Genomic DNA, 14,706 nt, shown 5'->3' with positions numbered 1-14,706 from the left:
TCAGGAGAAGGAACGCCGCGGCGGGAGGACCGTCGCGACGTTCGGTCCCTCAGCGCGCCGCGGCGAGCGGGACGACGTTGTGCAACGTCTCGTCCGCAGTTTCAAGGAAGCGGCGGATCGATCGCGCCGCCTGCCGGATGCGGTGCTCGTTCTCGACCAGCGCGATGCGCACGAACTCGTCGCCGTGCTCGCCGAAGCCGATGCCCGGCGCCACCGCCACATGGGCCTTCTCGACCAGCAGCTTCGAGAACTCCAGGCTGCCGAGCGGGCGGAACTTCTCGGGAATCGGCGCCCAGGCGAACATCGAGGCCTTCGGGCTCGGCACCGTGAAGCCGGCGCGGCCGAACGTGTCGACCATGATGTCGCGGCGCTTCTTGTAGATCTCACGCATCTCCGCGATGCAGTCGTCCGGCCCATTGAGCGCGGCGGAGGCCGCGACCTGGATCGGGGTGTAGGCACCGTAATCGAGATAGGACTTCACCCGGGCGAGCGCCGCGAGCAGCCGCTCGTTGCCGACCGCGAAGCCGACGCGCCAGCCCGGCATCGAATATGTCTTGGACATCGAGGTGAACTCGACCGCCACGTCCATCGCGCCCGGCACCTGCAGGATCGAAGGCGGCGGGTTCCCGTCGAAGTAGATCTCGGAATAGGCAAGATCCGAGAGCACGAAGATGTCGTGCTGCTTCGCGAAGCGGACGACGTCCTTATAGAATTCGAGGTCGGCCACTTCCGCCGTCGGATTCGACGGGAAGCAGGTGATGAGCGCGATCGGCTTCGGCACCGAATGGATCACCGCGCGTTCGAGCGCGTGAAAATACTCCGGTCCCGGAGTCGCCGGCACGTTGCGGATGACGCCGCCGGCCATCAGGAAGCCGAAGGCGTGAATCGGGTAGCTCGGGTTCGGCGTCAGCACCACGTCGCCCGGCGCGGTGATGGCCTGCGCCATGTTGGCGAAGCCCTCCTTGGAGCCAAGCGTCGCGACCACCTGCGTGTCGGGGTTCAGCGACACGCCGAAGCGGCGGGCGTAATAGGCCGCCTGGGCCTTGCGCAGGCCCGGAATGCCCTTCGACGTCGAATAGCGGTTGGTCCGCGGCTTGGTGACGGCCTCGACCAGCTTCTCGTTGATGTGGTCGGGCGTCGGCAGGTCCGGGTTGCCCATGCCGAGGTCGATGATGTCGGCGCCGGCCTTCCGGGCTGCGGCCTTCACCCGGTTCACCTGTTCGAACACGTAGGGCGGCAGACGGCGCACGGAATGGAATTCGGTCATGGCGGCACGATTCGGGGCTTACCCGCGCACCAGCGCGCGGGGATCATCCGAGATACCGTATGGCCGGATTGCGGGCAAACGCAGGCGCGGGCCTGCTCTCGGCAATTCGTCGGGGGCCGCGCCTGCCGCCCACCCACTTCCGAGGCCCGTCAGCGGCGTTTGCGCGCCAGCAGGTCCGCCTCAAGCTTCTTCTGCTCTTCAGGCGTCCGGAGAGTTCCGGGGCGCTGCGGCGGCGTCACGTTGACGTCCGGATAGGCCAGATTGTCGGGAGCCGGCGGCAGCCCCCGCGTGCCGCGGTACTTCTCGAGATCGCAGCCCCCGAGCAGCAGGCCGCAGCCGGCGAGAAGGACGACGGCGAAAGCGGGCCGTGAAACGCTCATGGGCAGGGTCTCGAAACGGGAACGATCCCGGCCCGATTTCGGGGGCCGACCGCCCATGCCGCACGTGACGCGCGGCGCGGGTTGCGCCTATTGTCATGGGAAGCGGTTACGAAGCAACCCGTGGAGCGGCGCGCAGGACGCGTCGCAACCGCGGGGTCCTTGGGAGGGTATGGGTCTATGGCTCGGAACGCGGTCGAGCGCTCGACGGCTCCCGCTGCGCCGGCGGGGCGCGCGAAGGCCTCGAAGCCCGGACGGCAACCGCAGGCCATGAGGACGAGCAAGGCCGAGACGCGTCCGGCTCCGACCGAGCCCCGCGCGCCGGACGAGGCGGCGCCGAAACCCGCCGCGGCCTCTGGGACCGGGCGGCCGGCCGCCGCAAAGCCGAAGACGAAAAGCGCCAAACCCGCGAAAGCCGCCGCCGCGCGCGAATCCACATCGGATCCCGCGAAAGCCGCAAAACCGAAACGCCGCGCGCCGAAGACCGCCCAGCCGGCGGAGCCGCGGCCAGCCGAGGCGCCGCGTCCCTCATCCTCCGCCGCAGGAACGGAAGCTCCCGAGGCGAACCCGTTCCTCACGGTCGACGTCGAGGCGTTCGCGGCGAACATGGCGCGGCTGTACGAGGAGGGCGGGCGGGCGATTTCCGCCTACATGCGCCCGCGAGAGAACGGCGAGCGCCCGTTCGCGGCCACCAACGAGATCGTCGACGTGGTGAAGACCATCGGCCAGGTCGCCGAGCGCTGGATGGCCGACCCCTCGCGCACCGTCGAGGCGCAGAAGGCCTTCACCACCGGCTTTCTCGACCTGTGGACCGGAACGCTGCGGCGCTTCTCGGGCGAACAGGCGCCGCCGACCGCGGCGCCCGACCCCAAGGACGCGCGCTTCAGGGACCCGGAATGGTCGGACAACCCGTTCTTCGACTTCCTGAAGCAGGCCTATCTCCACGCCGCCCGCTGGGCCGAGCGCATGGTGGAGGAGGCGCACGAGCTCGACCCCCACACCCGCCACAAGGCGGCCTTCTACGTGCGGCAGATCGCCAACGCGGTGTCGCCGTCGAACTTCGTGCCGACCAACCCGGAGCTGCTGCGCGAGACCTTCGCCCAGAAGGGCGAGAACCTTGTCCGCGGCATGCAGATGCTCGCCGAGGACATCGCGGCCGGAAACGGCGACCTCCGCATCCGGCAGACCGACAACGCCAATTTCGAGGTCGGCCGCAACCTCGCCACCACGCCCGGCAAGGTGATCTTCCGCAACGAGCTGATGGAGCTGATCCAGTACGCCCCGACGACGGCGATGACGCGCACGCGGCCGGTGCTGATCGTGCCGCCATGGATCAACAAGTTCTACATTCTCGACCTGACGCCCGAGAAGAGTTTCATCAAGTGGTGCGTCGACCAGGGCCTGACGGTGTTCTGCGTGTCGTGGGTGAACCCGGACGCCCGTCACGCCGCCATGAGCTTCGACGACTACATGCGCGACGGCGTGATGACCGCGGTCGACATCGCGCGCGCGGCGACCGGGACCGAACAGGTCGACGCCGTCGGCTACTGCGTCGGCGGCACGCTGCTCGCGGTGACGCTCGCCTACATGGCGGCGCGCGACGACCAGCGAATCGCGAGCGCCACCTTCTTCACCACGCAGGTGGACTTCACCCACGCCGGCGACCTGAAGGTGTTCGTGGACGAGGCGCAAGTGGCCGCGGTGGAGGCGCGAATGGCCGCCTTCGGCTTCCTCGAAGGCTCCAGCATGGCGAACGCCTTCAACATGCTGCGCTCGAACGACCTGATCTGGCCTTACGTCGTCAACAACTACATGAAGGGCAAGGCGCCCTTCCCGTTCGACCTGCTGTACTGGAATTCGGACACCACCCGGATGCCGGCGGCGAACCACTCATTCTACCTGCGCGGCTGCTACCTCAACAACGACCTGGCGCAGGGTCGCATGGAGATCGCCGGCGAGATCCTCGATCTCGGCAAGGTGAAGGTTCCGGTCTACGAGCTCGCGACCCGGGAAGACCACATCGCCCCGGCCCGCTCCGCCTTCCTTGGCGCGACCATGTTCGGCGGCCCGGTGCGCTTCGTGCTCGCGGGCTCCGGCCACATCGCGGGCGTGGTGAACCCGCCGGCCAGGATGAAGTACCAGCACTGGGTCGGCGAGGCGCCTACGGGCGCGTTCGAGGACTGGTTCGCGAAGGCGGAGGAGCGTCCCGGCTCGTGGTGGCCGGACTGGCGCGCCTGGCTCGCCGCGTCCGACGCCACCGCCGTGCCGGCGCGCGTTCCGGGCGAAGGCCCCTACCCCGCGATCGACGACGCGCCGGGAACCTATGTGAAGGTACGGGTCTGATTCCTTCAAATCCGCGCATGAAAAAGGCCCCGGCTGCGAAAGCCGGGGCCTTTTCGTCGTCATCCCGCCGATCGCAAGATCAGGCGGCGACAGCCTCGCGGGCGGCGCGGCGCGCGACCCGTTCGATGTCGCCGCGGCCGAGATTGACGTCGGCCAGGGTGCGGTCGTCGAGGCTCGTCAGCTCGACGAAGGTCTCGCGGTACACGCGCCACATCCGGTAGCGCTTCAGAAGGAAAGCCCAGAACAGCATTGTCTCAAGTCCCAAATCCTGTGGCGGTCGGAGCGCGCCCGCGGCGCGGCCGCCGGTCGCTCAGGCGTTCCGGCCGCCGCGGCGGTCGATGGCTGGTAGCCGCCTGCGTTTCGTGGCCTCGATATACGTGATGCTCCGCAGTCGACAAATGCTCGTCCGCGCGTTGCTGGGATGCGCGCGCGTCATGACGACTTAATAAAACCTTCCGACCGGCCCGATTACTGCCGCAAACCGCGACACGCCCATTTCATGGTCAGGCGAATTTCGGCCACGACTTGATCATGCACGCCTGTTGGGCGCCGTCGTGTCGCTCGCGCGGCTCCCCTTACTCCGCCGCGTCGGCGCGCTTCAGCGGACGCCGCTCCAGCACCTCGGCGAGGAAGCGGCCGGTGTGGCTGGCTCGTTTCCCGGCGATCTGCTCCGGCGTTCCGGCCGCGACAACCGTCCCGCCGCCGTCGCCGCCTTCCGGACCCATGTCGATGATCCAGTCCGCGGTCTTGATGACCTCGAGATTGTGCTCGATCACAGCGACCGTGTTGCCTTGGTCGACGAGTTCGTGCAGCACGTCGAGCAGCTTCGCCACGTCGTGGAAGTGCAGGCCCGTGGTCGGCTCGTCGAGAATGTAGAGCGTGCGGCCAGTGGCGCGCCGCGACAGCTCCTTGGACAGCTTCACGCGCTGCGCCTCGCCGCCGGACAGCGTGGTCGCGGGCTGGCCGACCTTGACGTAGCCGAGGCCGACGCGCGCGAGCGTGTCCATCTTCTCGCGGATCGACGGCACCGCCTTGAAGAAGGCCGCGGCCTCGTCGACCGTCATGTCGAGCACGTCGGCGATCGACTTGCCGCGGTAGAGCACCTCGAGCGTCTCGCGGTCGTAGCGCTTGCCCTTGCAGACGTCGCAGGTGACGTAGACGTCCGGCAGGAAGTGCATCTCGATCTTGATGACGCCGTCGCCTTGGCAGGCCTCGCAGCGGCCGCCCTTCACGTTGAACGAGAAGCGGCCCGGCATGTAGCCGCGCGCCTTCGCCTCCGGCAGGCCCGCGAACCAGTCGCGGATCGGCGTGAAGGCGCCGATATAGGTCGCCGGATTGGAGCGCGGCGTCCGGCCGATCGGCGACTGGTCGATGTCGATGACCTTGTCGAGCGCCTCGAAGCCCTCGATGCGCTCATGCGCGCCGGGATTCTCGTTGGCGCCGTTCAGCTTGCGCGCCGCCGCCTTGAACACCGTGTCGATCAGCAGCGTGGACTTGCCGCCCCCGGAGACGCCGGTGACGCAGGTGAAGGTGCCGAGCGGGATCTCGGCCGTCACGTCCTTGAGGTTGTTGGCCTTGGCGCCGACGACCTTCAGCACCCGCTTCTTGTCGAACGGCCGGCGACGCGCCGGCGTGCGCACCATCTTCTCGCCCGTGAGGTACTGGCCCGTGAGGCTCGCCGGGTTCGCCATCACCTCGGCCGGCGTGCCCTGGGCCACGATCTGTCCACCGTGGACGCCGGCGCCCGGGCCGACGTCGACCACGTAGTCCGCGAGCCGGATGGCGTCCTCGTCGTGCTCCACCACGATCACGGTGTTGCCGAGGTCGCGCAGGCGCTCCAGCGTGCCGAGCAGGCGCTCGTTGTCACGCTGGTGCAGGCCGATCGACGGCTCGTCGAGCACGTAGAGCACGCCCGTGAGGCCCGAGCCGATCTGGCTCGCGAGCCGGATGCGCTGGCTCTCGCCGCCGGAGAGCGAGCCGGAGTTGCGCGCAAGCGTCAGGTAGTCGAGCCCGACGTCGACGAGGAAGCGCAGCCGGTCGCGGATCTCCTTGAGAATGCGGTAGGCGATCTCGTTCTGCTTGTCCGTGAGGTGGTTCGGCAGGTCCTCGAACCAGGCGTGCGCCGCCTTCACCGACAGGGCGGAGGCGCGGCCGATGTGGCGATCGGCGACCCGCACCGCGAGCGCCTCCGGCTTCAGCCGGTAGCCCTCGCAGATGAGGCACGGCACGTCCGACATGTAGCGGCCGATCTCCTCGCGGGACCAGTCGCTCTCGGTCTCCTTCCAGCGCCGCTCCAGATTGCGGACGACGCCTTCGAAGGTCTTGTTGGTCTCGTAGGAGCGCAGCCCGTCGTCGTAGACGAAGCGCACCTTCTCGTCGCCCGAACCATAGAGGATGACGTTGCGCGCCTTCTCGGCCAAGTCCGCCCAGGGCTTGGTCAGCGAGAAGCCGTAATGCTTCGCGAGCGCGTCGAGCGTCTGGATGTAATAGGGCGAGGTCGAGCGCGCCCAGGGCGCGATCGCGCCCTTGCGCAGCGTCAGCCCGCCGTCGGGAACGACGAGGTTGGGGTCGACGCTCATCTCGGTGCCGAGGCCATCGCAGGCCGGGCAGGCGCCGAAGGGATTGTTGAAGGAAAACAGCCTGGGCTCGATCTCGGCGATGGTGAAGCCCGACACCGGACAGGCGAACTTCTCCGAGAAGGTCAGCCGTTTCGGGTCGCCGTTCTCGTCGGTCTCGCCGGCGAACTCGGCGATCGCGATGCCGTCGGCGAGGCCGAGCGCCTGCTCCAGGCTGTCCGCCAGCCGGCTCGCGATGTCGCCGCGGATGACGACGCGGTCCACCACAACGTCGATGTCGTGCTTCAGCTTCTTGTCGAGCGCGGGCGCGTCGGCGATCTCGTAGAAGGTCCCGTCGATCTTGAGGCGCTGGAACCCCTTCTTCTGGAACTCGGCGATCTCCTTGCGGTACTCGCCCTTGCGGCCGCGGATCGCCGGCGCGAGCAGATAGAGCCGCGACCCCTCGGGCAGCGCCATCAGCCGGTCCACCATCTGGCTGACCGTCTGGCTCTCGATCGGCAGGCCGGTCGCCGGCGAATACGGGATGCCGACGCGCGCCCACAGCAGGCGCATGTAGTCGTAGATCTCGGTGACCGTGCCCACCGTCGAGCGCGGGTTCTTCGAGGTCGTCTTCTGCTCGATCGAGATCGCCGGCGACAGGCCGTCGATCTGGTCGACGTCCGGCTTCTGCATCATCTCGAGGAACTGGCGGGCGTAGGCCGAGAGGCTCTCGACATAGCGCCTCTGGCCTTCGGCGTAGATGGTGTCGAAGGCGAGCGACGATTTTCCGCTGCCCGACAGCCCCGTGAACACCACGAGCCTGTCGCGCGGAATGTCGAGGTCGACGTTCTTGAGGTTGTGCTCGCGCGCGCCGCGGATCGAGATCATCCGCTGGTCGCGCCGCTCCAGCCGCCGCTCGGCGGCCGCGTCGAAGGCGGCCTCCAGCGCCGCAGCCTTCGGCGCCTTGGGCGCAGAGGCTTTGGCGTTCGCCGCCTTGGGCGTCGCGGGCGCGTCGTCCGGCCTGGAGGAGGCCGCAGCCTGCTTCGGCGCGCGGGCCTTTCCGGCCTGCGAGGGGGTCTTCGTCATAGGCACTCGTCGTCCCGCGGCGGCCCGCGCCGCCATCCGCTCGTCACGTCGTCCCGCACGCCGTTCGGGTCAAGCCGGGCGCTTGTCGCGTTCCCATCGGCATGTTAAGGAACATAAATAGAACAAAGATCGCTGTCCAGTCCGACAGTGCCTCTCCCGCGGCTTGTGGACAAGCCCGAGCCCAAGGGCGACGCAAGGCGGCATGGCGACTAGGGTGCGCGATCAAGCTTTCAGGAGATCGTCATGGCGGGCAGCGTCAACAAGGTCATTCTGGTCGGAAATCTCGGCCGCGATCCGGAAGTGCGCCGCCTGAACTCGGGCGAGCCGGTGGTGAACCTGCGCATCGCGACTTCCGAGAACTGGCGCGACAAGCAGTCCGGCGAGCGGCGCGAGAAGACCGAGTGGCACTCGGTCGTGATCTTCAACGAGAACCTCGCGAAGGTCGCTGAGAACTACCTCCGCAAGGGCTCCAAGGTCTATGTCGAGGGCCAGCTCCAGACCCGCAAGTGGACCGACCAGTCCGGAGTCGAGAAGTACACGACCGAGATCGTGATCCAGCGCTTCCGCGGCGAGCTCGCCCTGCTCGACGGCCGCGGCGGCGGCGGATCGGACGACAGCTACGAGGCCTCCTCCAACGACAGCTTCGGCCGGTCGAGCCCGATGGAGCAGCGCCGCGCTCCGGCTCCCGCCTCAGGCGGCGGCCGCATGAGCGACGTGATGGACGACGACATCCCGTTCTGACGCCGAACCGATCGGGCGCGCTCTCACTCCCCACGCGGTCGATGACACGCGGCGCGGCCGCCCGGATGCTTCGCCGTCGCCCGTCGCGTCCTCCGGACGCTTCCGGAATCGCGGATGCGGATGAGCGGCGCCGCGACCTATGGCGGCCTGTTCGTCGGCGCCTTTCTCGCCGCGACGCTGCCGCCGGAGAAGTCCGGCGTCGGCGCTCTCTGGCCGCTTCAGGCGGCCCGGACTGTGGCGAGAAAGCGCTCGACCTCGACCCGGAGTTCGGCGGAGCGCTCGGACAGGTTCGAGGCCGAGGAGAGGACCTCGCCCGCCGCGATCCCGGCGCCCTGCGCGGCGCTCGCCACGGCGCCCATGTTCTCGGTCACCTCGTTGGTGCCGACGGCGGCCTGCGAGACGTTGCGGGCGATCTCCTGCGTCGCCGCGCCCTGCTCCTCGACGGCCGCCGCGATCGCGCTCGACGCCGACGAGATCTCCTCGATCCGGCTGGTGATGCCGCTGATGGCGGCCACCGCGTCGGTGGTGGAGAGCTGGATCTGGGCGATCTGCGACGAGATCTGCTCGGTCGCCTGGGCCGTCTGGCTGGCGAGGTTCTTGACTTCGGAAGCGACCACCGCGAAGCCGCGGCCGGCCTCGCCCGCCCGCGCGGCCTCGATGGTGGCGTTGAGCGCGAGCAGGTTGGTCTGGCTCGCGATCGCCTGGATCATCGCGACGACGTCGCCGATCGTGTCCGCCGCGACGCTGAGGTCGCGCACCAGCACGGCGGTCGCGCCGGCGTCGGCGACGGCGGCGCGGGCGAGCTCCGCCGACCCCTGGACCTGACGCGCGATCTCCTGAACGGAGGCGCCGAGCTCCTCCGCCGCGGCGGCGACCATCTGCACGTTGGAGGCCGCCTGGTCGGCGGCCGCAGCCACTGTGGTGGAGCGGCGGGCGGTGTCGCTCGCGGCCTCGTCCATGCCCGACGCCGTGCCTTGGAGCTGTGTGGAGGCGGCCGCCACGGTGCCGACCACGCCGCTCACCGCCGCTTCGAAGCGGTCGGCCATCTCGCGCATCGTCGCCTTGCGCTGCGCCTCGGCGCCGGCGCGGGCGAGCGCCGTCTCCTCCTCCAGCGCTCGGGCGCGGATCATGCCGTCTTTGAACACGTCGACCGCCTGCGCCATCCCGCCGACCTCGTCGCCGCGGTCGCGGCCCACCACGTCCACGGAGAGATCTCCGCCGGCGAGGCGCTTCATGTCGTCGGTCATGCGCCGCAGCGGACGCGCGACGTTGAGCGTGAGCAGCGCCGCGGCGCCAATCGCGAAGACGATGGCGAGCGCGACGAAGATCACAGTCGCGATCGTGGCCTCCGCGTAGGCCTTCTGGGCCGCGGCGCCGCTCTGCTGGGCGGCGGCGTCGTTGAGGTCGATCAGCTTCTGCAGTTCGGACAGCGCGGCGTTGCTCGCGGTCGACATGGTGGTGTTGTACATCCGCTGCGCGCCGACGACGTCGCCGGCCGCGGCCAGCGCGTTCATCTCGCTCTGGAGCCGGCCGTAGGCCGCGCGGCCCTGCTCGAAGGCGACGTAGGCCTCCTTCTCGGCCGGCGTGATGGTCTGCCCCACGTACTGCGACTGAAGCTCGACGAGTTCGCTCTCCCGCTTCGCCAGCGTCGCCGCGATCTCGTCCCGGAGCGCGGGCGTATCCGCGGAGATCAAGCGGCCGCCGTTGATGCGCAGGCGCAGCGTCGCGACCTGCATCTTGCCCAGAATCTGCGTGGTCGGCAGCCGGCTTGCGCGAAGATCCTCGGCGGCGCTGTTGACTTGGCCAAGCTCATAGAGCGCGAACCCGCCGAGACCTGCGACGAGAACGACGAGGCCGCCGAACGCGAGGTTCAGCTTACGTCGGATGGTGGCGGTCTTCAGCATGGAGAACTCGTCGCGGAGGCGGTTAACGGACACCTTCGGACACTCGCTCAGACGAACTAATTTATTATTAAACTAAAGTTTAAGTCAAAACTCTGATCCGAGAGGGGCGATCGTTCATTGCAACCGGTCATCGAGATCGATCGATAACCTTGCCCGCGCATTTCGACCTCTGGCGAGCTTCGTCCCTCGCGTTCCCAGCCTGTCAGCCGCCCGCCCTCGATGATCGCCAAGCCGATCCGTGCGGCGGCCCGCTCCGGATCGTCCGTCTCATCCGCCAGCCGGTCGGGAATCTTTCTGGCACATCGCTGATCTCGTGACGCCGCAGGCAGTGGCCGCGCACCAGGTCGGCTTGGCGTGCGACAGGCTGACGGGAGCCGCCATCGAGGCCGAGCGCAGCGTGGCGCTTTCGCCCCCACCTCTGCGGCGGCCGCATGAGAAACGACGGCATCCCCGTTCTTAATCCGGCCGCGGCTTGGACGCTCAGGGGAGCCGGTACGCCACCAGTTTTTTGTCGCGCGACAACGGGATGAAGGCGATCTTTGATCCCGCGTCATAGGCGAGATCGGCCGTGCCAGGGCCGAAACCGTCGATCAGGGTCCGGAACGAGCCGTCGGACTTGATCTCATAGAGCGGCCCGCGGACGTAGTCGGTCGCGAGATAGACGCCGTCGGCCGTCCGGGCGAGGCCGTCGAGGAACCCGACCGGCGAACCGTCCCCGAGGTCTTTCGGCGTCTTCGTCGCGAACGGAACCGCGATCAGGTTGGCCGGCGTTCCGGCGTCGCCCTCCTTCGGCGTCCTGCCGATCCCGGCGACCAGCAGCCGGTCGACCTCCACCAGCAGGCCGTTCGGACCCTTGAGCGCCTCGCCCTCGACCCAGGGGGCGAAGACGCCGCCCTCAAGCTTCCAGATCGTGTTGGTCCCGGTGTCCGACACGAACACGCGCCCGTCCGGCGCGGCGGCGACGTCGTTGAGAAACACGGCGCCCTTGGCCGGATAACGTTTCGCGACCTTGCCCGCGGCGACGTCGATCGCCACCAGTTCGTCGATGTCGGCCACGTAGAGCGTGCCGCCGACCTTGCCCAACCCTTTCGGCGCGTTCAGGCCCGACACCCACTCCAGCTCGAGCATCCGCCCGTCGGGCGAGACCTTCGAGATGAAGCCGACGCCGTCCTTGTCCCGGAAGCCGCCGACCACGTTGCTGACGTAGAGCACGTCGCCGTCCGGGAGCACGGATTCCGGCTCCTGCAGACCGCCGACCTCCCAGAGCTTCTCAGGCTCCGCGGCCCATGCCGGGCAGACGAGCGCAACGGTTGCGGCGACGGCGAGCGACGCGGACAGACGCATGATCGGACTTCCTCCCACTTTCCTCCCGCCCGCCGCGGATGCGGCGAACGGGCGAGCGGGATATAGCGCCGCGCCGGCGCTCGTCCTGTTGGTCTTCGGGATCGTGAGGCTGGCGGCGTCAGGCCGCGAGCCGCGAGCCGCCTTCGGGCGCGCCGTCGCCGTCGCGCACCAGCAGCACGACGACGTCCTCGATGCCGTGGGACTTCAGCTTGTCGTGGGCCTCGACGGTGGCGAGATCGCCGGCGCCGGCGTTCGAGACGAGGATCGCGGCGGAGGCCTGCTGCGAAAAGATGTCGGAGACCGCGGCGCCCGGCGCAGCCGTGAGCAGCACGAAGTCATAGGTCAGCGCCAGAGCGTCGAGCACCACGCCGACGCGGGCCTGCGACGCCCGGTCGAGCTCGTCGAACGAGGCCTCGCCGCGCGGCACCACATGGACGCGGGAGCCGGGATCACGGTGGATCGCCTGCGCGAAGGTGGCGGAGCCCGCCAGCAGTTCCGCAAGGCCTGGCCCGCGGTCGGCGTCGGCGGGGCGCGGCGCGCCACCGCCGGCGTCCACCGCCACGACGCGGCGGCCGGATTCCGACATGGTTCGGGCGAGCTCCGTCACCACCTCGTCGACGCGCACGCCGGGATGGGCCCCGGCCGCCAGGATGCGCAGCGCGCCGTCCGTGGTCGGCATCGAGGCGAGCTGGCGCGCCAGCGCGGCCACCAGCGTGGCGTCGGCGACCTCGATCGCGTCGATCCGCTGCGGCGACAGCGCCGGCGCCGCGCGCTTCGCGGACGCTTCGGTCGGCGTCGGCTCTGCCGACGGCTTTGTCTCGGCCTGCGCGGACGGCTGCGGTCCGTGCAGCCGGCCGAACACGGGAACCTCGCCGATCGCGGGCGGCGGCGGGGGAGCGGCGGCCACGCCGTCGCGCCGGCGCGCCCCGCCGCCGAAGACTTCGGCGGTGGCCGCGGCGAACAGCGCCAGCACGAAGGCGGCGATGGCCGCGAGCGCCACCGTCGGCGCCTTCTTGGGGAAGTAGGCCTCCGTCGGCGCGGCGGCGCGCGAGATGATGCGGGCGTCCGCCATCAGCGCGTCGGGGTTGTCGCGGGCGGCCGCTTCGCGGTAGCGGGCCAGCATCTGCTCGAGCAGGTCGCGGGCCGCGCGGGCCTCGCGTTCGAGCGCGCGAAGCTCGACGTCGCGCTCGTTCGCGGTCGCCGCGTTCTGCTTCTGGGCGTCGAGCGCGGCGGACAGCGCGGCGACGCGGGCGCCGGCCGTCTTGGCTTCGTTCTCGTAGGCGCGGGCGAGCTTCTCGGCTTCGTTGCGGATCTGGCCGTCGAGGCCCGCGAGCTGGGCGGCCAGCTCGCGCATGCGCGGATGCTGGCCGAGCAGGGTGCGGCCCTCGCTCGCGATCTGCGCCGCAAGCTGCGACCGCTGCTGCACGAGCGCGCGGACCACGTCGGAATTCGCGATGTCGAGCGCTTCCGCCGCGCGGCCGGCGCGCAGAGAGTCGCGGATCGCGTCGGCCTTGGCGCGCGCCTCGGCCTGCTGGGTCCGCGCGGTGCCGAGCTGCGTGCTGCTTTCGCCGAGCTGCTGGGCTGCGAGCGTGGTGTTGTTCTGCCCCACGAGAAGGCCTGCCTGCGAGCGGAACGCCTCGACCTTGCCCTCGGCGTCGGCGACGCGCTGGCGAAGCTGCTCGATCTCGCCGGAGAAGTAGGTCGTCGCCTGCCGGTTCACGTCGCGCTTCGCTTCGCGCTGGACGTCGAAGAAGGCGTCGACGAAGCCGTTCGCGACCCGCGCGGCCGTGTCCGGACTGGTCGAGACGAACTCGACGCCGATCACGCGCGCGCCGGAGACCGGATAGGCGGACAGGTTCTCGGCGACCTTGTCGACCACCTGCTCGCTGATCGGCTGGTTGTCGTCGGGCGAAGCGAAGCCGAGGAAGCCCAGCAGGCGCCGGGCCAGCGAGCGGTCGCCCTTGGCGGCGAACTCGGGATCGCGTCCGAGATCGAGGTCGCGCGCGACCTTGCGAACGAGGTCGCGGGACTCGATGAACTGCACCTGCGTCGCGACCGCCTGTTCGTCCGGCAGCGAGGTCTCGCGCTCAGCCCCCGCTCCGCCCGGCGCGAGCGAGGCCTTGTTCTCGATCAGCACCAGGGCGGACGAACGGAAGTAAGGCGACGTCAGCTGCACGAAGGCGATCGCGAGCAGCGTCGCGACGATGGTCGGGCCGATGATCCAGAGCCGGCGTCGCCAGATGCCGGCGCCGAGGACGCGCAGATCGATCTCCCCGGCTTCGGGAAGCTCCTCTCCGCGATGGCTGCCGCGCTCCGACATGGCTGGACCCGATTCCTAATGCCGCTGACCGTTCGTGAGTCCAAAACATCACGAACATGGTTGCCGACGCGTTAATCATTCGACATCGGCCCTTAAGGCGAGACAACCGATTGTTAACCCTGTTCCGGTAACTAACCGTAAACCTTGGTGGCCGGCGATGGGGTTCGACATGCCGCGTGTTTGCTTGGCTTCTCTGGCGCTCGCCCTCGCTTTGGCGGGCTGCGCCGGACCGCGGGCGGTCCCCCCGCCTCTCGCGGCGGCCTTCGACGAGCCCTACGTTCTCGCCACAGGCGACCGGCTGCGCATCAACGTGTTCGGCCAGCCGAACCTCTCGAACAGCTACACCGTCGAGGCCGACGGCCGCATCGCCATGCCGCTGGTGGGCCGCTATGAGGTCGTGAACAAGACGCCGGACCAGGTGCGCACCGGCCTCGAGGCCAAGCTCAAGACCGGCTTCCTGCGCGATCCGAACGTGTCGGTCGAGATCGAGGGCTACCGCCCGTTCTACATTCTCGGCGAGGTCAACAACGCCGGGCAATACCCTTACGTCGTGGGCATGACCGCGCAGAACGCGGTCGCGATCGCGAGCGGCTTCTCCCCCCGCGCCGTCAAGGACCGGGTCGAGCTCACCCGTCGCCACGGCGACAGGGTGTACAAGGCCGAGGTGCCGCTGACCTATCCGGTCCGGCCGGGCGACACCATCACCGTCAACGAGCGCTGGTTCTGAACGACCCTCGCCCCTCGCCTGCTGCGCGCAGGAGGAACGGCT

10 protein-coding genes are annotated in these 14,706 nt (G+C 69.3%); 3 read left to right on the top strand and 7 right to left on the bottom strand.

Annotated features, from left to right (window positions below):
* Positions 1-49: 49 nt before the first annotated feature.
* Both ACFSCV_RS01040 and ACFSCV_RS01035 read right to left on the bottom strand, forming a co-directional pair.
* A complete protein-coding gene (locus tag ACFSCV_RS01040) occupies positions 50-1,267 on the bottom strand; it encodes an LL-diaminopimelate aminotransferase (protein WP_378796141.1) in 1,218 nt (405 codons plus the stop codon).
* 149 nt (positions 1,268-1,416) lie between these two features.
* Positions 1,417-1,647, bottom strand: a complete 231-nt coding sequence (locus ACFSCV_RS01035; protein ID WP_378796139.1) for a hypothetical protein — start codon at positions 1,645-1,647, stop codon at positions 1,417-1,419.
* 267 nt (positions 1,648-1,914) lie between these two features.
* On the opposite strand from ACFSCV_RS01035, the gene phaC reads away from it, so the two are divergent.
* Positions 1,915-3,987 carry a class I poly(R)-hydroxyalkanoic acid synthase gene (phaC, locus tag ACFSCV_RS01030; RefSeq protein WP_378796137.1) on the top strand — a complete coding sequence of 691 codons (2,073 nt, stop codon included), beginning with the start codon at positions 1,915-1,917 and terminating at the stop codon, positions 3,985-3,987.
* Positions 3,988-4,066: 79 nt separating this feature from the next.
* Here phaC and ACFSCV_RS01025 read toward each other — a convergent pair whose 3' ends face one another.
* Together ACFSCV_RS01025 and uvrA are read right to left on the bottom strand one after the other, a co-directional pair.
* Positions 4,067-4,237: a DUF1127 domain-containing protein gene (locus ACFSCV_RS01025; RefSeq protein ID WP_271201329.1), complete on the bottom strand. Its 171-nt coding sequence runs from the start codon at positions 4,235-4,237 to the stop codon at positions 4,067-4,069.
* 325 nt (positions 4,238-4,562) lie between these two features.
* A complete protein-coding gene (uvrA, locus tag ACFSCV_RS01020; RefSeq protein WP_378796134.1) occupies positions 4,563-7,628 on the bottom strand; it encodes an excinuclease ABC subunit UvrA in 3,066 nt (1,021 codons plus the stop codon).
* Positions 7,629-7,871: 243 nt separating this feature from the next.
* On the opposite strand from uvrA, the gene ssb reads away from it, so the two are divergent.
* A complete protein-coding gene (gene ssb / locus ACFSCV_RS01015; protein WP_378796132.1) occupies positions 7,872-8,369 on the top strand; it encodes a single-stranded DNA-binding protein in 498 nt (165 codons plus the stop codon).
* Positions 8,370-8,587: 218 nt separating this feature from the next.
* Here ssb and ACFSCV_RS01010 read toward each other — a convergent pair whose 3' ends face one another.
* The 3 genes from ACFSCV_RS01010 to ACFSCV_RS01000 form a co-directional block, all read right to left on the bottom strand.
* On the bottom strand, positions 8,588-10,273 hold the full coding sequence (locus ACFSCV_RS01010) for a methyl-accepting chemotaxis protein (RefSeq protein ID WP_378796130.1): 1,686 nt from the start codon (positions 10,271-10,273) through the stop codon (positions 8,588-8,590).
* Positions 10,274-10,753: 480 nt separating this feature from the next.
* Positions 10,754-11,617 (bottom strand): SMP-30/gluconolactonase/LRE family protein, encoded by an 864-nt coding sequence (locus ACFSCV_RS01005; protein WP_378796128.1) that lies wholly within the window; start codon positions 11,615-11,617, stop codon positions 10,754-10,756.
* Between the two features lie 118 nt (positions 11,618-11,735).
* A complete protein-coding gene (locus tag ACFSCV_RS01000) occupies positions 11,736-13,937 on the bottom strand; it encodes a GumC family protein (protein WP_378796126.1) in 2,202 nt (733 codons plus the stop codon).
* Positions 13,938-14,106: 169 nt separating this feature from the next.
* Between ACFSCV_RS01000 and ACFSCV_RS00995 the strand changes: the two genes are divergently transcribed.
* Positions 14,107-14,664, top strand: coding sequence for a polysaccharide biosynthesis/export family protein (locus tag ACFSCV_RS00995; protein ID WP_378796124.1), 558 nt, complete (start codon positions 14,107-14,109; stop codon positions 14,662-14,664).
* Positions 14,665-14,706: the final 42 nt, after the last annotated feature.

The sequence above is a fragment of the Methylopila henanensis genome (assembly GCF_042681025.1).
Taxonomy (GTDB): domain Bacteria; phylum Pseudomonadota; class Alphaproteobacteria; order Rhizobiales; family Methylopilaceae; genus Methylopila; species Methylopila henanensis.
Note: the sequence above shows the minus strand (reverse complement) of the source record. Positions and strands in the feature narration are given on the sequence as shown.

Excerpts from the sequence above, each read along its gene's own strand:
- ACFSCV_RS01040 (WP_378796141.1), bottom strand. The coding sequence starts at position 1,267 with ATGACCGAATTCCATTCCGTGCGCCGTCTGCCGCCCTACGTGTTCGAA.
- ACFSCV_RS01010 (WP_378796130.1), bottom strand. The coding sequence starts at position 10,273 with ATGCTGAAGACCGCCACCATCCGACGTAAGCTGAACCTCGCGTTCGGC.
- ACFSCV_RS01035 (WP_378796139.1), bottom strand. The coding sequence starts at position 1,647 with ATGAGCGTTTCACGGCCCGCTTTCGCCGTCGTCCTTCTCGCCGGCTGC.
- ssb (WP_378796132.1), top strand. The coding sequence starts at position 7,872 with ATGGCGGGCAGCGTCAACAAGGTCATTCTGGTCGGAAATCTCGGCCGC.
- uvrA (WP_378796134.1), bottom strand. The coding sequence starts at position 7,628 with ATGACGAAGACCCCCTCGCAGGCCGGAAAGGCCCGCGCGCCGAAGCAG.
- ACFSCV_RS01025 (WP_271201329.1), bottom strand. The coding sequence starts at position 4,237 with ATGCTGTTCTGGGCTTTCCTTCTGAAGCGCTACCGGATGTGGCGCGTG.
- ACFSCV_RS01005 (WP_378796128.1), bottom strand. The coding sequence starts at position 11,617 with ATGCGTCTGTCCGCGTCGCTCGCCGTCGCCGCAACCGTTGCGCTCGTC.
- ACFSCV_RS00995 (WP_378796124.1), top strand. The coding sequence starts at position 14,107 with ATGCCGCGTGTTTGCTTGGCTTCTCTGGCGCTCGCCCTCGCTTTGGCG.
- ACFSCV_RS01000 (WP_378796126.1), bottom strand. The coding sequence starts at position 13,937 with ATGTCGGAGCGCGGCAGCCATCGCGGAGAGGAGCTTCCCGAAGCCGGG.
- phaC (WP_378796137.1), top strand. The coding sequence starts at position 1,915 with ATGAGGACGAGCAAGGCCGAGACGCGTCCGGCTCCGACCGAGCCCCGC.